General features: G+C 64.3%; 21 protein-coding genes. 10 read left to right on the forward strand and 11 right to left on the reverse strand.

The genetic code is table 11. From position 1 onward, the window contains the following. Window positions 1–206 precede the first annotated feature (206 nt). The 3 genes from FBY31_RS13245 (at window position 207) to FBY31_RS13255 (ending at window position 3,216) form a co-directional block, all read left to right on the forward strand. Window positions 207–563: a metal-sensitive transcriptional regulator gene (locus tag FBY31_RS13245; RefSeq protein ID WP_142041663.1), complete on the forward strand. Its 357-nt coding sequence runs from the start codon at window positions 207–209 to the stop codon at window positions 561–563. Between the two features lie 106 nt (window positions 564–669). Continuing rightward, a complete protein-coding gene (locus tag FBY31_RS13250; protein ID WP_142041666.1) occupies window positions 670–909 on the forward strand; it encodes a heavy-metal-associated domain-containing protein in 240 nt (79 codons plus the stop codon). Window positions 910–945: 36 nt separating this feature from the next. Beyond that, on the forward strand, window positions 946–3,216 hold the full coding sequence (locus tag FBY31_RS13255) for a heavy metal translocating P-type ATPase (RefSeq protein ID WP_142041669.1): 2,271 nt from the start codon (window positions 946–948) through the stop codon (window positions 3,214–3,216). A gap of 29 nt (window positions 3,217–3,245) precedes the next feature. Here FBY31_RS13255 and FBY31_RS13260 read toward each other — a convergent pair whose 3' ends face one another. Then, the gene (locus FBY31_RS13260) at window positions 3,246–3,518 is read right to left on the reverse strand and encodes a DUF2277 domain-containing protein (RefSeq protein ID WP_142041672.1); all 273 of its coding nucleotides are present in this window, start codon (window positions 3,516–3,518) and stop codon (window positions 3,246–3,248) included. Window positions 3,519–3,730: 212 nt separating this feature from the next. On the opposite strand from FBY31_RS13260, the gene FBY31_RS13265 reads away from it, so the two are divergent. Next, a complete protein-coding gene (locus FBY31_RS13265; protein WP_142041675.1) occupies window positions 3,731–4,000 on the forward strand; it encodes a WXG100 family type VII secretion target in 270 nt (89 codons plus the stop codon). 96 nt (window positions 4,001–4,096) lie between these two features. Here the strand turns inward: FBY31_RS13265 and FBY31_RS13270 are convergent, their stop codons facing one another. Continuing rightward, window positions 4,097–5,140, reverse strand: a complete 1,044-nt coding sequence (locus FBY31_RS13270) for an EamA family transporter (protein ID WP_142041678.1) — start codon at window positions 5,138–5,140, stop codon at window positions 4,097–4,099. A gap of 71 nt (window positions 5,141–5,211) precedes the next feature. On the opposite strand from FBY31_RS13270, the gene FBY31_RS13275 reads away from it, so the two are divergent. Further along, window positions 5,212–5,757 (forward strand): CGNR zinc finger domain-containing protein, encoded by a 546-nt coding sequence (locus tag FBY31_RS13275; protein ID WP_142041681.1) that lies wholly within the window; start codon window positions 5,212–5,214, stop codon window positions 5,755–5,757. A gap of 7 nt (window positions 5,758–5,764) precedes the next feature. Here FBY31_RS13275 and FBY31_RS13280 read toward each other — a convergent pair whose 3' ends face one another. The 3 genes from FBY31_RS13280 to FBY31_RS13290 all read right to left on the reverse strand — a co-directional run bounded on the left by FBY31_RS13280 (window position 5,765) and on the right by FBY31_RS13290 (window position 8,196). Next, on the reverse strand, window positions 5,765–6,121 hold the full coding sequence (locus tag FBY31_RS13280) for a hypothetical protein (RefSeq protein ID WP_142041684.1): 357 nt from the start codon (window positions 6,119–6,121) through the stop codon (window positions 5,765–5,767). A gap of 106 nt (window positions 6,122–6,227) precedes the next feature. Next, complete coding sequence (locus FBY31_RS13285) at window positions 6,228–6,818, reverse strand: hypothetical protein (RefSeq protein WP_200833368.1); 591 nt, start codon at window positions 6,816–6,818, stop codon at window positions 6,228–6,230. Window positions 6,819–6,843: 25 nt separating this feature from the next. Next, window positions 6,844–8,196, reverse strand: a complete 1,353-nt coding sequence (locus tag FBY31_RS13290) for an MATE family efflux transporter (protein ID WP_142041687.1) — start codon at window positions 8,194–8,196, stop codon at window positions 6,844–6,846. Window positions 8,197–8,304: 108 nt separating this feature from the next. Between FBY31_RS13290 and FBY31_RS13295 the strand changes: the two genes are divergently transcribed. The 3 genes from FBY31_RS13295 (at window position 8,305) to FBY31_RS13305 (ending at window position 14,841) form a co-directional block, all read left to right on the forward strand. Further along, window positions 8,305–8,739, forward strand: a complete 435-nt coding sequence (locus FBY31_RS13295; RefSeq protein WP_142041690.1) for a DoxX family protein — start codon at window positions 8,305–8,307, stop codon at window positions 8,737–8,739. Window positions 8,740–9,274: 535 nt separating this feature from the next. Continuing rightward, window positions 9,275–13,675 carry a rhamnogalacturonan lyase family protein gene (locus FBY31_RS23675; RefSeq protein WP_142041693.1) on the forward strand — a complete coding sequence of 1,467 codons (4,401 nt, stop codon included), beginning with the start codon at window positions 9,275–9,277 and terminating at the stop codon, window positions 13,673–13,675. A gap of 155 nt (window positions 13,676–13,830) precedes the next feature. After that, on the forward strand, window positions 13,831–14,841 hold the full coding sequence (locus FBY31_RS13305) for an acyl-CoA thioesterase (RefSeq protein WP_142041696.1): 1,011 nt from the start codon (window positions 13,831–13,833) through the stop codon (window positions 14,839–14,841). On the opposite strand, the gene dnaB is transcribed toward FBY31_RS13305, so the two are convergent. Beyond that, on the reverse strand, window positions 14,838–16,220 hold the full coding sequence (gene dnaB, locus FBY31_RS13310) for a replicative DNA helicase (protein ID WP_138133581.1): 1,383 nt from the start codon (window positions 16,218–16,220) through the stop codon (window positions 14,838–14,840). The genes FBY31_RS13305 and dnaB overlap by 4 nt on opposite strands. A gap of 665 nt (window positions 16,221–16,885) precedes the next feature. Here dnaB and FBY31_RS13315 point away from each other — a divergent pair. Both FBY31_RS13315 and FBY31_RS13320 read left to right on the forward strand, forming a co-directional pair. Further along, the gene (locus FBY31_RS13315; protein WP_142041699.1) at window positions 16,886–17,158 is read left to right on the forward strand and encodes a hypothetical protein; all 273 of its coding nucleotides are present in this window, start codon (window positions 16,886–16,888) and stop codon (window positions 17,156–17,158) included. A 2-nt stretch (window positions 17,159–17,160) separates the two neighbouring features. Beyond that, window positions 17,161–17,733, forward strand: coding sequence for a hypothetical protein (locus FBY31_RS13320; RefSeq protein WP_142041702.1), 573 nt, complete (start codon window positions 17,161–17,163; stop codon window positions 17,731–17,733). A 133-nt stretch (window positions 17,734–17,866) separates the two neighbouring features. On the opposite strand, the gene FBY31_RS13325 is transcribed toward FBY31_RS13320, so the two are convergent. From FBY31_RS13325 to rpsR, 5 genes are all read right to left on the reverse strand, one after another. After that, the gene (locus tag FBY31_RS13325; RefSeq protein ID WP_235013051.1) at window positions 17,867–19,699 is read right to left on the reverse strand and encodes a CBM96 family carbohydrate-binding protein; all 1,833 of its coding nucleotides are present in this window, start codon (window positions 19,697–19,699) and stop codon (window positions 17,867–17,869) included. A gap of 535 nt (window positions 19,700–20,234) precedes the next feature. Next, window positions 20,235–20,861 (reverse strand): FMN reductase, encoded by a 627-nt coding sequence (locus FBY31_RS13330; protein ID WP_142041705.1) that lies wholly within the window; start codon window positions 20,859–20,861, stop codon window positions 20,235–20,237. A 135-nt stretch (window positions 20,862–20,996) separates the two neighbouring features. Then, the gene (locus tag FBY31_RS13335; protein WP_142041708.1) at window positions 20,997–21,848 is read right to left on the reverse strand and encodes a PhzF family phenazine biosynthesis protein; all 852 of its coding nucleotides are present in this window, start codon (window positions 21,846–21,848) and stop codon (window positions 20,997–20,999) included. Window positions 21,849–22,019: 171 nt separating this feature from the next. Then, the gene (rplI, locus tag FBY31_RS13340; protein WP_142041711.1) at window positions 22,020–22,472 is read right to left on the reverse strand and encodes a 50S ribosomal protein L9; all 453 of its coding nucleotides are present in this window, start codon (window positions 22,470–22,472) and stop codon (window positions 22,020–22,022) included. A 17-nt stretch (window positions 22,473–22,489) separates the two neighbouring features. After that, on the reverse strand, window positions 22,490–22,729 hold the full coding sequence (gene rpsR, locus FBY31_RS13345; RefSeq protein WP_003800144.1) for a 30S ribosomal protein S18: 240 nt from the start codon (window positions 22,727–22,729) through the stop codon (window positions 22,490–22,492). Window positions 22,730–22,851: the final 122 nt, after the last annotated feature.

Here is a 22,851-nt window from a genome sequence, read left to right on the forward strand (position 1 = left end):
GGGACTGCCAGCCCGTAAGCTGATTCAAGCAGGCCGGTCCACCGAGGTGGACGCAGGGTTTGCCCAAGAGCTGCTCCGGAGTGCGTATCCCCCAATAACGCACTCCGGAGCTTTTTTGTTGCCCTGCCTCCTCCCGCCCTTGGCGCACCATTTATACCCCTAGGGGGTACTTGACCGTATACCCCCAAGGGGTATACGGTTGGACCATGAGTGCAACCGAAGAAGCAGTGGCGGACGAAGCGGCCGAAGCTACGGGCCATGAGGCGCTCCAGCATGGCTACACGGGAAACAAAGACGCCTATCTCCGCCGCCTCAAACGCATAGAAGGCCAGGTACGGGGAATTGCCCGCATGGTGGATGAGGACAAGTACTGCATTGACATCCTCACGCAGGTCTCCGCCGTCACTAAGGCCCTGCACGCTGTCAGCCTCGGACTGGTGGAAGAGCACATCGGCCACTGCGTGGTGGGCGCCGCATCCGAGCCGGACCCCGCGGCGCGGGCAGAAGCCATCGATGCCAAGGTCAAGGAAGCTGCCGATGCAATCGGCCGGCTCCTCCGGTAACAGCAGTCTTTAAACCCAAACGGCCACCCGGCGAACGCCGGACAAACGAACGCCGGACAAACGAATGCCGGACCACCCAGTGCCGGCCAAACAACAAGGAGCAGCCATGAGCACCACCTCCCCAACCACCACCACGGTCAGCGTCTCCGGAATGACATGCGGCCATTGTGTTTCCGCCGTCAGTGAAGAACTTGAAGCCCTTGAGGGCGTAGAGGCAGTGGACGTCGAGCTCAACGCCGGCGGCATCTCCACCGTCACCATCATCTCAAGCGATCATTTGTCACCGTCCGAAATCGGCGAAGCAGTAGCGGAGGCCGGTTACCTGGTCATCGCCAACGAAGCCTAAGCACCTGCCCAACACCGGCACTGATACGGGGAACACATGAGCAACCAGGATCTACTCCACCAGCCCGGAAGCAGGGTGGTGGAGCTCGACATCGAAGGCATGACGTGCGCCTCCTGCGTCAACCGGGTGGAGAAGAAGCTCGGCAAGCTCGAAGGAGTGCAGGCCCTGGTCAACCTCCCCCTGGAATCCGCCCATGTCACTGTGCCGGCAGGCATCACCAACGAGCAGTTGGTGGACACGGTTAACGCGGCCGGTTACAAAGCCAAGATCCGCCAACCCACCCCCGCGCCGGAGGCTGCACCGCCGCCGGTAAACCTGCGCCCGCGCCTGATCCTGGCCGCCCTCTTGACGGTGCCCGTGTTCCTGATCTCCATGGTCCCCGCGTTCCAGTTCCCGCAGTGGGGCTGGGCGGCCGCGGCGCTGGCCCTGCCCGTGGTCACCTGGGCTGCCTGGCCATTCCACCGCGCGGCCGCCATCAACGCCCGCCACTTTGCGTCGACCATGGACACTCTGGTGTCGATCGGTGTCGCCGCCGCGTACCTGTTCTCCGCCTGGCAGCTGGTCGCCGATCCCCTGTTGACCCAGCACCCCGGCATGGAGGGAATGGAGCAGGGCGGCCTGTACTTTGAGGTGGCAGCCGTTGTCACCACGTTCCTGCTCCTGGGCCGCCACCTTGAGGCCAACGCCAAGCAGAAGGCCGGCGACGCCCTGCACGCCCTCCTGAGCCTGGGTGCGAAGGATGCCACCATATTGGATGACGGCAGGGAACGGAGGGTTCCCGCGGAACTGCTCCAGGCGGGCGACGTGCTGGTGGTCCGTCCCGGCGAGAAGATTGCCACTGACGGCATAGTCAGCGACGGGACGTCTGCCGTTGACGCCTCCTTGGTGACCGGCGAATCGGTGCCGGTGGAGGTTGGACCGGGCAGCCGGGTCACCGGCGCAACCATCAATACGTCCGGCCGCCTGCTGGTCAAGGCCACCCGCGTGGGTTCGGAAACCACCCTGGCGCAGATGGCGCGCCTCGTGTCCCAGGCACAGACGGGCAAGGCTCCCATCGCCCGCCTCGCAGACCGCATCAGCGCCGTGTTCGTTCCCGTGGTCCTGGCCGTCGCCGCACTCACCTTCGTCCTCTGGCTGCTCTTTGCAGGTCCCGAGGCCAGCGGCGGAGGGTTGCGCGCCGCCTTTACCGCCGCCGTCGCCGTCCTGGTGATCGCCTGCCCGTGCGCCCTGGGGCTTGCCACTCCCGTTGGCCTCCTGACCGGGACGGGACGGGGGGCCCAGTTGGGCATCCTCATCAAGGGCCCGCAGGTGCTGGAAGATACGCGAACCGTGGACACCATCCTGCTGGACAAGACCGGCACGGTCACCACCGGGGCGCTGGCAGTGGATTCCACCCTTGCCTTCGCAGGGTTTGAAGAGCGCGAGGTCCTAAGGCTGGCCGGCGCCGTCGAGGCAGCATCGGAACACCCGGTCGCCCGCGCCATCGCCGCTGCCGCCCAGGAAGCAGCCGCGGATCGACCAACGGCGCACGACAACGGACACCTGCCGGCGGTGCAGGGCTTCAGATCGGCGCCGGGCGGCGGCGTCGCGGGAACCGTTGGCTGCAGGCAGGTCACGGCCGGCCGCACCGGCTGGCTTGAGCACAACGGTATTACCATCACCTCCAAGCAGGCGCAGGCCCAGGCAGCGGCGGAAGCCACCGGCGCCACCGCTACCTGGGTGGCCGTGGACGGGACCGTTGCCGGCATCATCAGCCTTCGCGATACCGTCAAGCCCGGCTCAGCGGCGGCCGTCGAACGAATGAAAGCGCTGGGCCTGCGGCCCCTCCTGCTGACGGGAGACAACGCCGCCGTGGCCGCACAGGTGGCTGCCGCCGTCGGAATTGATCCGGCAGACGTTTACGCAGGCGTCTTGCCAGAGGGCAAGGTGGAAGTGGTGAAAACCCTGCAGGCTGGCGGCGCCACCGTGGCCATGGCCGGCGACGGGGTTAACGATGCTGCGGCCCTGGCGCAGGCTGATCTTGGCATTGCCATGGGATCCGGCACGGATGTAGCGATCGAGGCGGCCGATCTGACGGTGATGGGCAATGACCTCTCGCAGGTGGTCCAGGCCATCGAACTCTCCCGCAGGACCCTGGCCACCATCAAAACCAACCTGTTCTGGGCCTTCTTCTACAATGCCGTGGGCATTCCGGTGGCCGCCCTGGGCCTGCTCAACCCGATGATTGCCGGCGCCGCAATGGCGGCGAGCTCGGTCCTGGTGGTGGCCAACTCGCTGCGGTTGCGCAATTTCGGGATGAAGGCCTGACACCCAAGGCTCAGGCAGCAACCAAGGGCTCAGGCGGCGCCGTACCGCACGGCCGCACGGGCCCTCGCCTTCACGGCCTCGGCCTCCCGGTCCTTGGGCGGAGCCTGCGTTACCAATGCATCCAGGAGGTGCTGGGTGATGTGGGCGATCTCGTGGACTGCCTCTTCAAAGGCCTCCTGGTTGGCCTTGGACGGCTTGGTGCTGCCGCTGACCTTGCGCACGTACTGCAACGCCGCGGCATGCACCTCCTCCGAGGTGGCGTGCGGTTCAAAGTTGTGGAGGGTTCGGATATTCCGGCACATACCGCCATGCTAGGCTCTGGATCGCCAAGGATCGACCCCTCCCCGAAGGTTTAGGGTCTCCTTGTCCATGGGGAGCAGGGCATGGGCAGGGGTGCCCATCGACACTGTTTTGCGGGCCGGGATAGGTTCTAGGTATTGGATCTTCCGGAGAAGCCGGGGGGCCGTTGGGGACGCCGACCTGGTTCGGATCCACGATTTACGAGGAGAAACTCATGGCTATTTGGGGTGCAGACGTTGACCAGCTTCGCCAGCTCGGCAGCAAGCTTCAGGCAGGTGCGACCGAGATCGAGTCGCAGCGCAATTCCCTCACGAACGCTTTGACCTCCACCGACTGGAAGGGACCTGACGCTGACAGGTTCCGCGACCAGTGGACCGGCGAGCACACCTCGATGCTGAACAAGGTTGCTGAAGCACTCAGGGACGCCGGCCAGAAGGCGAGGAAGAACGCTGAAGAGCAGTCCAGCGCTTCCCACGGCCAGTAGCCTTCAGTTGCGAACAACAGTAGGGCCGGACACCGCCAGGTATCCGGCCCTACTGTTTAACCGCATTAACCGCACGGCGCCCTTCCCGTGCGGCAGTTAAGGCACGGGCTCGACGTCGTTCGCGTGTTCCAGCGGGGACGCCGCCTTGGGTGCCGCCACGCCCGCGCCTGCTGGCTCAACTGCGGCGCCCCCGAGTTCATCGAGCCGGACCAGGATGACGCCGCCGACGATCAGCGCGCCGCCCAGGAGTTGGATGGCGCCGGGAAGTTCGCCCAGGAGCAGCCACGCCCAGATAACGGCAAAGAGGACTTCGGTCAGCGACACGAAGGACGCCACCTTGGAGCCCAGCGCCCGGGCCGCCATAATGCCCGAAACGTACGCCAGCACAGTGGCCAGGATGACCAGCCCCGCCAGCGATACCCACCACGGCGTGACCCATGGGCCCAGCGCAGTGTCCGCAGTGCTGAAGGTCATGGGCAGCAGTCCCGTTGCTGCCGAGAGCCACATCACGGCGGCGCCTACCAGGAGCCCTCCCGAGGCCAGGACGATAGGCGGAAGCGAGTCGTTCTCCTTTGCGGTGATAAAGAAGTAGACGGCAAGGCAGACCGCGGCTGCGATGCCCCAGAGGACACCCACAGAATCGATTTTGACCGCGCCCGTGAGATCAAGGACCAGGATCAGGCCGGCGAGCGAAAGCAGCGTTCCTCCGCAAGTCAGCACCCGGGGCCGCTTCCGGCCGGCTGCCCAGATCCAGAGCACGATGAGCACCGGTGCCAGATATTCCAGCAGCAGCGCAACACCTACCGAGAGTCTGGCCACCGCGTTGAAGTAGAACAGTTGGCACGCCGCAACGCCGATCAGCCCGAAGAGCAGGATGGTCATCCAGTTGTCCCGGAGTTGATGCCAGCGCCCACGGAGCGCGGGAACCGCCGGCACGGCGAGGATCAAAGCTGCGCCGGTGAGCCGGGCGGCCACGGCTGCGCCCGGAGACCATCCTGTTTCCAGCAAAGCCTTGGCAAAGGATCCGGAGGTGCCGAAGACTGCGGACGAGAACAGCGCAATGCCCAGGCCGGAGGCGAGGAAGCTGCGCTTGCTGGCCTGCATCCCAAGCGTCGGGGTGCTGTTGTGTGCGGCAGGCATCGTCGCCTCCTGTCAGGAGTAAAGTGGGGTAATGGTCATGACAGTACGGGACGGCACTGTAAGGAGTCAAGATGGTTTTTGCCCCTGACACCGAGGTGGCCCTGCGCACCGTGGTTAACCTGATCAACTCGGCGGCAAACGGAAGTGAGGGACTCGCGTCCACGACGGACCTTGACCGGTTCCTGGCAGCTGAAGGATTCACGGGATCACGCACCCGGGATGACGACGAACTCACGAGCGTGCGCCGGCTTCGTCGACAACTCGCGGAGCTGTGGACGGCGAATGAAGGATCCGCCGTCGAGACCGTGAACCGCCTGCTGCGGGACGCCAATGCACTGCCGCAGTTAGTCAAGCATGACGACTGGGACTGGCATCTGCACGCCACCACCCCGGAGGCCCCGCTGGTGGACAGGATGAGCACCGAAGCCGCCATGGCCTTGGCGGACGTAATCCGCGGCAAGGAGATGGACCGGATGCGCATCTGCGAGTCGGAGGACTGCGATGCTGCGGTGCTGGACCTCAGCAGGAACCGGTCAAAGCGGTACTGCGATACAGGAAACTGTGCCAACCGGGCGCACGTGGCCGCCTATCGGGCCCGCCAGGCCGCATCGGCATAGCAGATGGTCAACGGCTGCCGGGGTTGTCCGGATCTTCGGGGGCGGCAGGGCCCTGGGAGCCCGGAGAGCCGAAGCCATGGGACGGCTTGGGCGCTGAACTGAGGTTTACACCCGACCCCTTACCCAGGTGCTCGGCGTTCTCCTTGTGGCTCATGGAGAGCATCGCCGCTATTACCAGGGTGACGATGAAGGCGATGCCGGCGGCAGTGAAAGCAAGGTCGAAACGGGGGGCGCGTGCACTGCCGCCGGAAGCGAAGACCACTACGGCCACAAAGGCAACGACGGCCCAAAACGCGGAGAACATCAACGGGCCCTTCACCGAGGTCCGCACCTTGCGCGGATGTCCTGGTTGCTGGTCTGCCACGGTGATTCCTCCCTGCAGGCGGCGCTCCGGCCGGCCTGGTTTTGCATGATGCGGTAGTGCGTCCGGACCAATTTTCTACGAGAAGTAGAACCGGACACCTCCTAGTTTACGGCGTTCCTGCAGCGCTGCGGGCATCGTGCCGGATCGTCAGCCCGGCAAGCGCCCACAGCACACCGGAAATGATGGCGCCGCCGCCGGCCACGCCTAGCAGGGCATGGGCGCCCAGGCCCATGAAGAAGGGCAGGATGGCTGCTGTACCCAGGCTTATGATTCCCGAGGCAATCCAGTCGCGGGCCAGCACGTGCCTGCCGCGGAATTTCAGGCCGCAGGACAGCTCGAAAGCCCCGGCCACCGCCAGGCCCAGGGCAGCAATGACCCCAAACAGCAGGTCCCCGTGGAGCAGGAGCAGCGCAAACCCTGCGCCGGCGAGAACAGATCCGGCCGCGGAAAGCATTTTGCCGGGTGCGCTTTCCTTCTCGAAGCCTGCTGCCCGGATCCCCCAGACCAGGAGGACGCCGGTGGCCAGCAGGTAGAGGCCGCCGGACCACCCCATAACAGCTACCGATGGTGCCGCCCAGAAAATGGTGACAGCCCCAAACACCAATGCAGCTGCGGAGCGGAGGAGGACCGGCTTCCACAGGTCAGCCCTGGGAGCCGTTCCGGGGGCAGCGGCTGAGGGGGTTCTCGGTTGGGTCACCGGTCCAGTTTAGTGGCGGTCCGCGCTAGGGCGAACCCAGCACCATCCAACGGTCGGAACGGGCACGGACGCCAAGAGTGATGGCGCGGGCAGCCATGTAACCGAGTGCGAAGGCGGCCCACAGCCAGCCCAGTCCCGGCGCCCCCAGGGCATTTGACAGGGCCACGGCAATCAGAAGCGGCACGTACACGGCCAGGTTCACCACACCGGCCAGCGCCAGGTATTTCGCGTCCCCGGCACCGATCAGCACCCCGTCAAGCACAAAGACATATCCCGCGATGGGCTGGCCGGCGGCGAGGACCCACAAAGCAATGGCAAGGACCGACTGGACCTCCGGATCGGACGTGAAAAGGGGGCCCGCCCAAGGGGCGGCAGCGGCCAGGAGCGCCCCGGTGGCCACTCCAAAACCGAGTCCCCACCGGGTCATGGTCCTGGTCAGCAGCCGTGCCTTGCCCGGGTTGGAGGCTCCCAGCTCCTTGCCGATCAGCGCTTGGGCAGCGATGGCGAGGGCGTCCAGGGCGAAGGCCAGGAAGGAGAAGATGGTCATGGCCAGCTGGTGTGCCGCGAGGTTGACGGCACCCTGCGCGGTGACTACAAGAACGGTGGCCAGGATTGCAATGCGCAGGCTGAGCGTGCGCAGCATCAGCCATGAACCAACACGCGTCATGCTCCTGATACCACTCCAGCTGGGCAGCAGGCTCACGCCGTGGACCGCCGCATTCCGCTTCACCATCACCAGGTAGACGGCGGCCATGGCCCATTGGGCCACGCTGGTGCCGGCGGCCGAGCCCGCGACGGACCAGCCCAGACCGTAAACCAGCCACAAGTTCAGGACAATGTTCAGGGCAAAACCGGCCGTGGCCACCACCAGGGGCGTCCGGGTGTCCTGGAGGCCACGGAGAAGGCCGGTGCCTGCGAAGATGAGCAGCATGGCCACCAGTCCGGGCATGGACCAGCGAAGGTAGTCGACGGCGAAAGTACGCACCTCGCCGTCAGCGCCCAGCAGGCCGATCAACGGGTCGGCTGCCAGGAATCCGGCCACGGCCAGAACCGTGCCCAGCAGCAAGGCCAGCCACACGCCGTCGCGCCCGGCCGCCATAGCCTTGCCCGGCTGCCCGTCCCCCACGGCGCGGGCCACCGCGGGAGTGGTGGAGTAGGCGAGGAAAACCATCAGGCCGACGGCGGTGTGCAGCACAGCCGTTGCCAGTCCAACGCCCGCCAGCTGCGCCACGCCAAGGTGGCCAACGATCGCCGAATCCGCGAGCAGGAAGAGCGGTTCGGCCACGAGGGCGCCAAAGGCGGGAACTGCCAGCCGAAGGATCTCGCGGGCATGTCCTTTCGGTGGGGCGGCTGGCGCCGAAGCAGGTAAGTGGGGCACCTTGCCAGCCTAATCGGGTGTCCGGTTGCCTCCACGCCGGCATGACAAAGCCCACATTATGCCGCAGTTAGTTGACAGTTCAACCATCTTGCAGGAAGAGTTAACTCCATGAACCAGTCAAGACTTACCACCACCGCCATCACCGCCCTCCGCATCATCCTGGGCTTCCTCTTCGCAGCGCACGGTTGGCAGAAGTTCAACGAGTGGACCATCGCGGGCACGCAGGCATCCTTTGCCAAAATGGGCGTTCCTGCAGCAGAAGCAGTGGCACCTGCCATTGCCGTGCTGGAACTGGCCGGAGGCATCGCCCTGATCCTCGGCATCCTCACCCGCGTGGTTGCAGCACTCCTGGTCCTGGACATGCTCGGCGCCCTGTTTATGGTGCACGCATCCGCCGGCGTTTTCGCCGCCAACGGCGGCTACGAACTGGTCCTGCTCCTCGCTGCGGCCGCGTTCGCCCTGGCACTGACCGGCGCAGGGCGTCTTTCGGTGGACCGCGCCCTCTTCGGCCGCAGCAACTCGAAGCTGGCCGCCCTGGCCTGACCCTTACATCCCCTCCAGCCGGCAGTGGACTTCGGCGGGAAAACGGTCGACGGCGGGTGGGCACCCTGGTGCGCAGCCGCCGTCGGCATTTAACACCATCCGGCCAGCGGCGCCATGCCCCCGCCCGCGGATTCGCGGGAAGCGACGGCTGCAGCTCCTGAAACAACTCTTGCCGGCGCCGGATTCGCCGGAAGCGTGCGAAGTCGCCGTTCCGGAACGGCGAAGCGGGCGCTTTCCGGCGATTCGGGCACCGGCCCGCCCCGTCCCGTTGGCGCCCGCGCGGGCGGAGGCAGTGAACAAAGCGGAACATCCGGCACCAATAGGTCACGGGAAAGTTGGGAAAACGCTTGCCAGAATCCTTTGCAGGCTGATAAACCAGTGAGTGCTGCAGCGAGAGCTGCATCACTCCCAGGTCTCAGCTACTCCCGAATCATCACTCGGAACCTCAACTGCATTGCGCCACCGTTGGCGCCATCGTGTCTTTGAATCGTTCCAACCTTCCTGGGTACCGCCTTGCCACTGCTCATCGAAGGAGATGTCCGTGAACAAATCCCCGCAAGTGACCCCACAACCCCAGCAACCACCGCCACACGGGGAGCGCCGGATCCCTGCCGGCGCCAAAGCCATAACGGCCGCTGTGGCCTCAGCTGCCATCGCCTTTACCGGGCTCCCTGCCGTCCAGGCCGATACTGCCCTGCCGCCGGTGGGAAGCGGCTTCAAGTTCGATTTCGGCCCCGGCGCCACAGCGGACGGCTACACGTCTGTCGCCGCCGGCACGCAGTACTCGGCCGCCACGAAGTTCGGCTTCACCGACACAGCCGTCACCTCCGGTGCGGACCGCGGTACGGGCGATCCGCTGCGTTCGGACTTTGTCCAGGCCCAGGGCAGCACGTTCCTGGTGGACCTGCCCAACGGCGACTACACCGTCAAACTCATCGCCGGCGACGCCACCGAGGCAACGAACATCGCCATTACCGCCGAGACCATGGCGAAGGTCCAGGCCACGGACAAGACCGCCGGGCAGTACCTGGAAATGGAGTTCCCCATATCGCTGGTAGACGGCCAGCTCAACCTCGATTTCAGCGGCACCGCTGCCAAGATCAATGCGCTGATTATCTCCGCCCGGGCGCCCCGCACCGCCACCACGGACCCAGGCGTCTACCTCGCCGGCGATTCAACGGTGCAGACGTATGACCCCGGTTTCGTCCCCCAGGCCGGATGGGGCCAGATGATCGACCGTTACTTCGATGAGAAGATTTCTTTCAAGAACCACGCCATCGGCGGCCGCAGCTCCAAGAACTTCATCACCCAGGGCCGGCTGGACGAGATCCTGAGGGTCATCAACCCCGGTGATTACCTGATGGTGCAGTTCGGACACAACGACGCCACTATCGGCGTCGATGACCGCTACGCCTCCCCAGCCGACTACAAGGAATACCTGCGCACGTACGTCAACGGCGCGCGCCAGCGCGGCGCAACGCCCGTCCTGGTCACCCCCGTGGGACGCCGGGACTACGACGAAGCCACCGGCAAGTTCAACGTCAGCTTCCCTGAGTACGTGGCGAAGGTGCAGGAACTCGCCGCTGAGGAGAACGTCGCCCTGGTGGACCTCTCCGCCTCGAGCCGAGCCTACTACGACGCCATCGGCCCGGAGGACACCAAGTCCGTCTTCCTTCACGTTGACGCCGGCGTCTACCCCAACAGGCCTGCCGGCACGGTGGACAACACCCACTTCCAGGAATACGGCGCCATCCAGATCGCCCGCCTCGTGGCCGATGGAGTCAAGCAGCTCAGCCTTCCGTTGGCCGCCCGCGCCAAGGACATCGCACCGCCGTCATCCGTTCCCGCCAAGCCGCAAGGCCTCGTGGCCGGCAGCGTTTCCAACGCCGGAGCGCTCTTAAAGTGGCAGCCGGTGGACGGCGCCGACATCTACAAGGTGTACCGCAAACCGGCCTCCGAAGCGGACAGCGCCTACAAGCTCACCACCACCTCCACCATCCCAAGTGCCACCCTGTCCGGGCTGGCCGAAGGGACCGCGTACAACGTCCGGGTGGCCGCGATGAACGGCAAGGGCCTCTCCGAGCCCAGTGATGCCCTCAACCTGACCACCAAACAGGCAAAGTACAAGTTCGACTTAGGGCCCGTGGGAGCGCCGGTTGAGGCAGGCTACACCGAAGTCAACCGGACCATGGCCTACACCCCCGAGCGCGGCTTCGGCTTCAAGGACACCTCGGTGCTTAGCGATCGGGACCGCGGCGCAGTCACCAGCAACCTGCTGCGCGACTTCGTCCTCAGCAGCTCCAGCTTCGAGTTCAAGCTCGATGTCCCCAACGGCACCTACGCCCTGAAGACTTACCACAGCGACTGGATCGGCTCAACCCGCACCGACGTTGCTGCCGAAGGAACACCCTTCGGCCAGGTGTCCTCCAGCAAAGCGTCGTCAGCAACAAAAATCATCAACCAGGTCCTGGTGTCGGATGGACAGCTGAACCTCACCGTCAGCGGTTCCGGCCAGCGGCTCAACGGCCTGGAGGTCACCCCGCTGCTGGTGGGCCCCACCAACCTGCACATGGCTGCCCTTGACGCAGCTTCCGAACCACCCACCGTTGACCTTGCCTGGGACGCGGTGGCAGACGCGGCCAGCTACAAGGTGTTCCGCCAAGCATCGTTCGAAGCCGAACCCCGGCTGATCGCCGAAAACGTCACTGCCGCGTCGTTCCAGGACGCCACCGCCTTCGCGGGCCTGAAGTACAAGTACTTCGTCACCGCTCTGGACAGCACCGGACTGGAATCCGTCCCCTCCAACACGCTGGAAACGGCCCTGGTGGATCCCAACACCCCGGTCCCGGCGGCCACCGTCAAGGTGGACGTCAAGGCAGTGGAAAAGACCAGCGTCACGCTCAAGTGGCAGAAGGTTTCCGGCGCTGCCGCCTACCAGGTCTACCGGTCCACCTCCCCGGACGGCCCCTTTGAGTACGTGGGCCGCGCCACCGAGGTGAATTACACGGACTACACCGTGCTGACCACCATCAAGTACTACTACCGCGTCACCACCGTGAACAAGGGCGGCGAATCCGCCCCGTCCCCGGTAGTGGGAACCGAAAAGGTGACTGTGGTGAACCGGCAAATGGAGAAGCTGGACCGCGCCCCGGTTGCACTGCTGACCGACGAAGGCGTCCGCGTAGGCTGGCGGATGCTCGGCCTTGATTCGGAGCAGATCGGCTTCCATGTGATCCGCGACGGCGTCCAGCTCACCGATGAGCCGATCCACAACAGCACCACGTTCCTTGATCCGGACGGAACCGCGGCCTCGAAGTACGTGGTCAAGGCAGTGGGCAACGGCGGGGACCAGCTCACTGCGGAGTTCACGCCCCTCGCCCAGGATTACCTTGCCATCAAGCTCGACAAGCCTGCCGACGACTACACCAAGGACGGCCAGCCGTACAGCTACTCGGCGGGTGACTCCAGCGTCGCTGACCTGGACGGCGACGGCACGTACGAAGTCCTCCAGCTGTGGTCCCCGTCCAACTCCAAGGACAACTCGCAGGCAGGCTACACCGGCACCGTCTACGTGGATGCCTACAGGATGGACGGCACCAAGCTCTGGCGCATCAACATGGGCCCGAACATCCGCGCAGGCGCCCACTACACCCAGTTGCTCGCCTACGACTTCGACGGCGACGGCAAGGCGGAAGTTGCGATGAAGACGGCGGACGGCACGCGTGACGCCGCCGGCACCGTGATCGGCAACCCGAGCGCCGATTACCGCAACAGCAGCGGCTATGTGCTCACCGGGCCGGAATACTTGACGGTGTTCCACGGAGCCAGCGGCACGATCATGGACACCGTTGCCTACGATCCGCCCCGGGGTGATGTGGGGGCGTGGGGCGATACCTACGGCAACCGGGTGGACCGCTTCCTCGGTGCCGTGGCCTACCTGGACGGCGAACACCCGTCCATGATGTTCAGCCGCGGCTACTACACCCGCGCCGTGCTGGCCACCTACGACCTTGTGGGTGGCCAGATCACCAAGCGCTGGGTCTTCGATTCGGACATCGCGGGCGGGCAGTACCGGGGCCAGGGCAACCACAACCTCTCGGTGGTGGACGTGGACGCCGACGGAAAGGACGAGTTTGTTTTTGGTTCCATGACCATCGATGACAACGGCAAGCCGCTGTACACCACGGGCCTCGGCCACGGTGACGCCATCCACACCAGCGACCTTGACCCGTCCCGTCCGGGGCTCGAGACGTTCGCCGCCCACGAGGAAATGGGCTCGAGCGGCAACAAGGGTGCCACCTTCCGCGATGCACGTACCGGCGAAGTGCTGTGGAGCATCCCGGCCGCCAAGGACACCGGACGTGCTGCAGCGGGAGACATCGACCCCCGCTTCCCCGGTGCAGAGGGCTGGGCCATCGGCGGCGACGCCGCTTGGAACTCCCCTGTGGGTGAGCTGCGGTCAGCCAAGGGACAGTTGATCGCGAACAACATCCCGGCAGCCAACTTCCTTGCCTGGTGGGACGGCGACCTGCTGCGTGAAATCGTGGACCATGACTGGAATGCATCGGCCAACACGGGAACGCCGAGCATTGCTAAATGGAACTGGGAGACGCAGGCCAGCGACCGGCTGTTGACCGCCACCGGCGCGAAATCCAACAACAGCACCAAGGGCACGCCCGCCGTCCAGGCCGACCTCCTGGGTGACTGGCGCGAGGAGCTCGCCTGGCCTTCGGCCGACAGCACGGAGCTGCGGATCTACACCACCACCGCCGGCACCGACGTTCGGCTCCGCACGCTGATGCATGATCCGGCGTACCGACTCTCAGTTGCCCGGGAAAACGTCTCCTACAACCAGCCGCCGCACCCCAGCTTCTTCATTGGGGAGGGCATGGAACTTCCGGCCCAGCCGGATATCGTGTACACACGCGCCGGCTAGCCTGCTGATCCACCGCTGCCCCGTCCGCCTTCCGGCGGGCGGGGCGGCTTCGTCAAACCGGGTCCCGGCCTCCGTTCAGGCTGTCCCCGCGTGGCGGCATGGCTTTGTTGCAGGTCCAACCGGCCGGTAACCCGGAGCGTCAGTATGATCGCACCATGACTGATGCCGGAACATCCAACTCCGTGACCCTCCGCTTCCTGGCCGCCCCCATGGACGTGGGCCACAGCGGATCGGTGGACGCCGGAACGGTGCTGGAGTGGGTGGACAAGGCCGCGTACGCCGCTGCAGTGGGCTGGGCCAAGTCCTACTGCGTCACGGCCTATGTGGGAAACATCCACTTCGCGGACCCGGTGAACAGCGGGGACATGGTGGAGGTTGAGGCCACCATTGTTTACACGGGGCGGTCGTCAATGCATATCCGTACCGTTGTGTCCTCCGGGGATCCCAGGGGCGGCCCCGCCACCATGCGCAGCCAGTGCATGGTGATCTTTGTTGCAGTCGGGGAGGATGGGAAACCCATCCCGGTCAAGCAGTTTGAGCCCGTCACCGTTGAAGAGATCGAGCAGCGCGACCATGCCCTGGCCCGCATCAAGATCCGCGAGCAGATCGTGGAAGCGATGAACCGGCAGGAATATACCGATGCAGGCACGGCGGAGCGGGTGACCCTTCGGTTTATGGCCGCTCCCACGGACGTGAACTGGGGCGGAAAGGTCCACGGCGGCATCGTGATGAAGTGGATCGACGAAGCCGCCTACGTCTGCGCCTCCCGCTACTGCGGAATGGACACCGTGGCCGTGTTCTCCGGGGGCGTCCGCTTCTACCGCCCGCTGCTGATCGGCCACGTGGTGGAGGTGGAGGCCCGCCTCGTGTACACCGGAACCAAGGGCATGCATATTGCCGTCCACGTCCGTTCCGGCGACCCCAAGAGCCGGGACATGAACCTCACCACCTATTGCCTCACGGTGATGGTGGCGCGCGACGCCGAGGGCAACTCAGTGCCGGTCCCCGCCTGGGTACCGGTCAGCGATGAGGACAAAAGGCTTCACGCGCATGCCCGCGAACTGCTGGAAATCAGGGGAAAGGCGCCGGGGAACCGGCTGCCCAACCACCTGCTGGCCCAGGGCTCCACCAGCCAGGACAGAAGCAACCAAGGGCTGACGCCTTAGAAGCCGCCCCCGCCGGCATCAGCCGCCATGTTGGCAAAGCGGGAGTAGTGGCCCTGGAAAGCAACCACAATGTCCTTGGTGGGGCCGTTACGGTGCTTGGCCACCAGAATGTCCGCTTCCCCCGCGCGCGGTGATTCTTTGTCGTAGACGTCCTCGCGGTGGAGCAGGATCACCATGTCGGCGTCCTGTTCGATGGAGCCTGATTCACGGAGGTCCGACACCATGGGCCGTTTGTCCTGGCGCTGCTCGGACCCACGGTTCAGCTGGGACAGCGCGATGACCGGAACCTGGAGTTCCTTGGCCAGCAACTTCAGAGCACGGGAGAACTCCGAAACTTCCTGCTGGCGCGACTCCACTTTCTTGCCGGAGCTCATCAGCTGAAGGTAGTCGAGGATCACCAGCTTGAGATCATGCTGCTGCTTCAGGCGGCGGCACTTGGCCCGGATTTCCATGAGGGACATGTTGGGGCTGTCGTCGATGAACAGCGGGGCATCGTTCATCCGGCCCATAGTGGTGGCGATCTTGGACCACTGCTCGTCCTTAATGGTTCCCTTGCGGAGGTCCTGCAGGCCAATGGTTGCCTCGGCCGAGAGCAGGCGCATGGCAATCTCGTTCCGACCCATTTCGAGCGAGAACATCACGGTGGACAGGTTATTCTTGATCGCCGCGGAGCGGGCGAAATCCAGGGCGAAGGTTGACTTACCCACGGCCGGACGTGCGGCAATAACGATCATCTGGCCGGGGTGGAGTCCGTGAGTGAGCTCATCAAGCTCATAAAAGCCGGTGGGGACACCGGTCATGCCTTCACCGCGGTGACCGGACGCCTCGATCTCGTCCACGGTGGACTCCATAACGTCCTTGAGCACCACGTAATCCTCGGCGGTCCGCCGCTCGGCCACAGCGTAGACCTCGGCCTGGGCCTGGTTGACCAGGTCCTCCACTTCCCCGTCCGAGCCGTAGCCCAGCTGGACGATCTTGGTGCCGGCATTCACGAGCCGCCGGAGGACGGCCCGCTCAGCAACGATCTCGGCGTAATAACCGGCGTTGGCTGCGGTAGGGACGGTCTGGATCAGCTCGTGGAGGTAGGCGGGGCCGCCGATCCGGTTGATCTCGGCACGCTTGGTGAGCTCATCGGACACGGTGACGGCATCAGCGGGCTCACCGCGGCCATACAGGTCAATGATGGCCTCGTAAATCGTTTCATGCGCCGGCCGGTAGAAGTCCTGGCCGCGGAGGATTTCAACGACGTCGGCGATGGCGTCCTTGGACAGCATCATGCCGCCGAGCACAGACTGCTCCGCGGCAATATCCTGGGGAGGCTTCCGGCTCGCGTCCGATCCTCGGGTGGCCTCGACCGGGTCCAGATGCGCTATAGACAAAGCTGCCGTCCTCCATTGTGTACCGGGAACCTGGGTGCCCGATGACTAACCATCCTGCTAACGCGTTGCGTGGAAAAGCCGTGCTCCGCCACCTGTTCGGTTCTACCGGCGGGGTCTGACAATCCTGCCCGCAGGCCGCGGCCTTGGCTGCAAAAAGGAGTTATCCCCACTATCCACAGGTTTTCCACAAAGGATGCTTCCTCCTGGATCAGCGGTTCTCTCCCGTCGTGCCGGATGCCCGTCTGTGAAGCCGTCGGGGGCACCGAAGAACAGGTACCCCGCTACGCTAGCCGCCAGGGGTCCAGCCTCAAAGCCAGTATGCGTCGAGGGGTGTGGATAACCTGTGCAGTACGGGGCATAGCTTGTGCACAGCCTGTGGGGAAACCTGTGGAAACAAAAAAAGTTTCTGAGCGTCCATAGCGCTGACCTGCAGAAACGTCGATCGAGGCGTGTGGAGTAAATATTTCTTTTGCTGGAATTTCATCCACAGCGCGTGTCGCCGTACGCTGCCGGGGAAACGCCCGCCCTCGGTCCCGGCGGGGGCTGCGCAGCGCTGTGACGACCCTCATATTCCATCCGGGAGGTCCGCCCCTGCTTCCGGCCCGCCTCCATACGACCAAGTGAATATTGCTGTGGATAAATCGGATCTGGCATAAGCTCTATGCATGGGCGAACTACTGCTGGTCCTGTTGCCTGCGATCGTCTTGGTGGCGCTCATCTGGGGCCTCTTTACGGCCCTGAGCCCGCGCGACTCGGGAATGTCTGACGCCGAAAAATACCAGCGTGACCTGGCGGAGCGCTCTGCGCAGCATTATGCGGCCCAAGTCCAGGCAGCCACCGCTGCCCGGGCCCAACTCGAGCGGAACACCAGGCCAAGCCAGAACTCCCAGGCAACATCGGACCTGGCTGCTGCCAGGAAGCACATAGAACGGCGTTAGACATGGAATCGCTTGTGGCCCCGGCCCTTATCCTCCTGGCAGTGGTAGCCGGAGTAATACTGGCCATCCGCGTCATCGGCAGGCGGAAGGCCGCCCGCAGCGCTGGAAGGGCGGTGCCTGCCCCAACCCCCGTTGAGTTGGCGCGCACGGCCGCCGCCAAACTCTCGGAAGAGGAACATCGCAGGCTCTATGCCCTGATTGCGCAGGGGCAGGCGATGGCTGCGATCAAGCTGTACTACGAGGCCACGGGAGAAGGCCTGAGGGCGTCACGTGATGCGGTGGGTGCGTTGGCGGCCCACCCCCAGCCCTACCGGGCTCCTGAGGCGCCGCTGGCCGCCGCAGAAGATGACGACGACGACGAGCCGCAGCGCTTCCCCTACCGCTACCGGGCAATTGCGAGCAAGGGTGACGTGACCCGGGAGGTCAGCAGCAACATGCTCAATGACGAAATCTACGGCAGGATCCGTACCTTGGCCCGGAATGGGGACACGGAGGCTGCCGCCACGGCGCTCAGCCGGCACTCTGATATCTCCCTGAAACAGGCCCGGGAGTTTATCGAACTGCTGGACGACTGATTTCTCGTTCCATAGCCGGCTGGAGGGCCGACCCCGGCGCCGCGGACCGCTCTGGGGCAAGCACACACAGAAGGTGGCCGGGACCCCATCCTTGCGGATGCAGTCCCGGCCACCTCAGTCCCTTCTGCCGGACCTAACCGAAGGTCAGCACCAGCGTGGGTGCTTTGCCGGCAACCTCCCTGGAGTTGAGGTCCAGGCCGTCGCTGCTGCTGGAGTCCAGACCAAGAGATAGCGGTTGGCCGAGCTCACCGGCCACGGCGCTGGCGGTCAGCGCAACAGTGTAGTTGGTGTTGGTGGCTGTCGGGCCGAGGGTTCCGATGATGCTGCTGCCCAACGGATAAGTGTTTCTGTTGTTGTACGTGATCCCGGTCTCGGTCCAAGCGTCATTGGCAACAAGCTTGATGTTCTGCTTCCCCGTGGACCCGCTCCCGGCGCTCCACAGCTGCAACGTCGCGCTCTGCAGCGTCTTGCCCGCGGGAGCAGCAGGCAGGTCGAACTTCAAGTACGTGAGCTCCACAGGGCTGAAGTCCACCCCCAAAAGTGTGCTTGTGCCAAGGGTTGTATCAGGCGTCGCGCTCGATACATAGGTGTCAGCGATGGCTGTGAGCGTAGCGGTCTCCGATGTGCCGCCGCCGCTTGCAGTGGCAGCCGCGGTGAAACTCCAGGTCTTGTCCGCAGCCAACGCGTTACCGGCAACATCCTTCACCCCGCTGGACCCGCCCTTGATCGTGGCCGTGTAGGTCGTACCCGCTGCAAGATCCGCAGTTGGGTTCAACGTCGCCACCTTGGCCGTGCTGTCGGGCGTCACAGTTGCCGCCACCGTCCCCGTCGGCCCCGTCAACGTGAAGGTGCTCGACGAGATCGTCGACGTGTTCATCGGTTCCGAGAACGTCCCTGTCACATCCGCGCCCACCGCGACGCCAGTCGCAAGATTAGTCGGAGACGTACCTGTCACAGTCGGAGCCGTAGTGTCAGTAGTACTGCCACCACCAGCGGTCCCGCCGGTGCCGTCGTAGTAATGCCAGTACCGGCTTGTGGCGTTCACATCAGCGAGTACCAGCAGGCCGCTGTTGGCCGTGCTCGTCTTATTATTCAGGTTCTGCTTGGTCGACGTCACGTTGTGGACATACTGGTCGGCATCCACGATACGAGTCGTCTTCGCACTACTGAAGCTGATGTTGCTCAACGACGTGGACTTCTCGTAGATCGCACCTCCGGAGCTGGTGCAGACACCAGCGTTCGTCGTGCCGCTCGGCTTCGGATAGGTAGCGAAGGTACGGATCTTTTCCGCGGCCTCGTCGATGAGGACGATCACCCGGTTCGGGCACTCCGACACCGTCGCGATGGTGTGCGCCGACCAGGTCGTACCATTCAATGCCAACAGCTGGATCAGCGGCTGGGACGCCGACGTGAACGACGTCTTAATAGCAGCGAAAACCCCACCAGCCGAGGAGTCCAGCCACTTCAAATTCATATGGTCATCGCCGCTGCGTTGCCCCTTCACTGCCGCCACAGGTGCGGTCCAGGCGGTCTTCGACGAGTCCGTATCGACGTGGTAGCTCCAGTACATGCCGTCCGTGGAGTCACCAACCTGCCGGCTCCACATCACACCCATCTTCCCGTCGAACGCGATCAGAGCCGACGTGTCGTCCACGGACACGTTGCTCAACGACGCAGGATGCGCAAACGCGGTCCCCCAGGTCTTGCCATCCGTGGCAGTGACGTTCAGATAGATTCGGTTCCCCTGCTGCCATGTGGCCCACACCCTGCCAGTCGAGTCCTTATCAATGGTCAGAACTTCAACTTTGGAGTTGTTGATCTGTGAAGAACCGAGCAGCGTGTATTTCTTGGTACCTGAGTCGTAGCTGTAACGCCGCATCGTCGTCGGGTAGTTCGCTTCAGCCGGCAGGCCGTCGTTGACGAACCGATAGCTGGCCACATACAACGTGCTTCCGTCCCACAGCACATCATGATGGGTGCTTGCCCGCGACTCCGTCAGCACACCCGTATCGACCCACGAACTCGTGGCGGCGTTGAACCGGAAGATATGGAAATCCGAGCTGGCAGTGTCCCACAGGTTTCCCCACCAGGCCCCGTCGTTGAACCACAGCGCACTCGTGGCCCGCTTGGTACCCGTCGGTGTCCCCGTACCCGAATGAGACGGACCCTGTACTCCAACATCACCCGTAGCCGCTGACGCTGGAACTGGTACCACCACAGCAGCCAACCCAAGCAGCAGCGCAGTCAGGAGTGCATGGAGCCGAAGCTTCGGCCACCCGCGTGGACGAGGACCAGCTGAGCGATCAACCCCCCGCCTCACGAAAAGCCAGGAACTCCTCGGACCTCTATCACACTCGCCATCGTATAAAAACGGATGATTTAGCAACTTTACTCCCCGGATTTGAACGTCAGAGCCACTGCCCAGTTCGTTCAGTGTCAGTGGCTAGGGGATCAAAGACAATCCCCGTAACCCCCCCATTTGTGATGCCCCTGAACCCCCATCAGCCGTTCCCGGAGATGCCGGCCAGCAGCTGCTCGAAGGGCAGGGACTCCATGGGAGAGGGTTTCCGACCCGGCTGGGGTCCTTCCAGCAGCCGCGTGAGCTCCCCGGCAGCGCGGTCGATCCGGCCGGCAAGCGAGGAACCGCCATCTTCAGCGGTTCCCCAGTCCTGTGGTCCGGCGAAGACACCGGTAGCAGCCGTCCGGGTGCGCAGGTAGCTGAACAGCGGGCGCATGGCATAGTCGAGGATCATCTGGTGGCGATCCGTGCCGCCGGTGGCCCCGAGAAGGACCGCTTTCCCGTCCAGGGATTTGGGGTCCAGGACGTCGATAAAGGACTTGAACAGGCCGCTGTAAGACGCGCTGAACACCGGGCTCACGGCGATGATGCCATCGGATGCTTCAACGCCGGCAATCACGTCTGCCAGCCGGGGACCGGCGTAACCGGTCACGAAGTTGTTGGCGATGTCCACGGCGAGGTCCCGGAGCTCGACGATGTCGACGGTCACGCCGTAACCTGCCGCACGGAGCTGCCGCTCAGCTGACGCTGCAAGCTGGTCAGCCAACAGGCGGCTGGACGACGGTACGCCAAGTCCGGCTGAAAGGACTGTGATGCGGCGGGTTTCCATGGCATTTCTCCTATTGCTCGTTCATTGCACCGTATATGCATATGCATATACATCTACCTTCTAAACAGGGCAAGGTGCCGCAGTATTCCCGGCCCGCTTTCGTACAGGAGTAGGGCAGTTCTTACACCTGCGCCGTTACACCTGCACCAGGCCGCGGATACAGGTAGTGGAGTGTCCGCCGACCCAGATGTCGCCCTCGTCAGCCGTAACATGGATCTGGCCTGCCCGGCCCAGAGCCGTTCCCTGGGCAGCCACATACTCCCGGGGAGCCCGGCTGCTGCCGATCAGCCACTGTGCAGCTCCGGCGTTGAAACTGCCGGTCACGGGGTCTTCCATCATCGCGTCACCTGGGATGAAGGTGCGAACCTCGAAGTCGGCGTCTGCGCCTGGTTCGTGCGGGCCGATGACACCCACCTTCAGCCCGCCCATTGCCATCAAGTCGGGCTGGACGGCCAGCACTTGCTCGGCGGATTCCAGCAGCACGCCAATCCATTCAGGCCCGTTGACCAGCCAGCAAGCATCCACGATGCCGGATACGGGAATCCGCAGGCCGGCGGCCAGCTGGCGGAGTACAAGGGCATCGACCGGACCGAAGCGGGTGAGCGGCGGCGCAGCGAAAGCCAGCCGCCCGCCGTCGTGCTTCACCCTGACCAAACCGGCGGCACATTCCTGCACGACAAATCCGTCGGATTTCGGCACTCCCCCGGATTCCAGCCAGGTGTGGGCCGAGCCGAGGGTCGGGTGCCCGGCAAACGGGAACTCCTCGCTGCCAGTGAAGATCCGCACCCGGTAATCGGCGCGGGGATCTGTCGGGGGAAGCAGGAATGTCGTCTCGGACAGGTTGGTCCAGTTGGCAAACTGCTGCATCTGTTCGGCCGTCAGGCCCTCGACGTCAAGGACGACGGCCAGTGGGTTGCCGCGATAGGGCTCGGGCGAGAAGACGTCGACTTGATGGAAGAGGCGGCTGCGCGGAGATGGTGAAGTCACCGGTGCAGGCTATCACCGGTGCTGGGATGACTGACCCGGGCGGGCTACGAGCGCGTATGGCGGAACTGGGCAGTTTCTGACCCGGTGTGGTCCGCTAAAACGAAAGACCCCCGCCGCCGGAATCCGGCAACGGGGGTCTTCGTGCAGTTCAGGAACGGGTAGCCGTAAAGACTACTTGCCTGCCACTACGTCGAGTTCGATCACAGCAGCAACGTCGTTGTGCAGACGGACGTTGGCCTGGTAGGAACCAACCGACTTGATGTGCGCCGGCAGTTCAACCTTGCGCTTGTCGATGCGGCCAAGGCCTGCGGCCTCAACAGCGTCAGCAACGTCGCCCTGCTTGACGGTGCCGAACAGGCGTCCGGTCTCGCCAGCCTTGACAACGAGCTTGACCGGCTTGGCGGAGAGTGCAGCGGCCTGCTTCTGAGCGTCTTCCAGGGAAGCGTGCTCGCGAGCGGCACGGGCAGTCTTGATGGACTCAACCTGCTTCTCGCCACCCTTCGACCAGGTCAGGGCGAAGTTGCGGGGGAGCAGGTAGTTACGTGCGTAACCGTCCTTGACCTCAACAACGTCGCCAGCAGCACCGAGACCGGTTACTTCGTGGGTCAGAATGAGCTTTGCCATTTTAGTTAATCCCTTCCTTAGCCGCGGCCAGCGCCGGAGTAAGGCAGCAGGGCAACTTCGCGGGCGTTCTTGATTGCCTGTGCGATCTTGCGCTGTTCCTGCACCGTGACGCCAGTGACGCGACGGGCGCGGATCTTGCCGCGGTCGGAGATGAACTTGCGCAGCAATGCTACGTCCTTGTAGTCGATGACAGTGATGTCAGCGGCCTTCAAGGGGTTGGACTTTGGTTTGGGCTTACGGAGTTCAGCCTTAGCCATCGTGGAGCTCCTATTCTAGGGAGCCCGTGGATATTGATCCACGGGATGGTGGTGGTCCGACGGCGGCTTCCGCCCTGGTGCCGTATGGCGCTTTGGGCGGGTCCCGGCGTCGGGCCCTTATT

It is taken from the genome of Arthrobacter sp. SLBN-100 (genome assembly GCF_006715305.1).
In the GTDB taxonomy this organism is placed as follows: domain Bacteria; phylum Actinomycetota; class Actinomycetes; order Actinomycetales; family Micrococcaceae; genus Arthrobacter.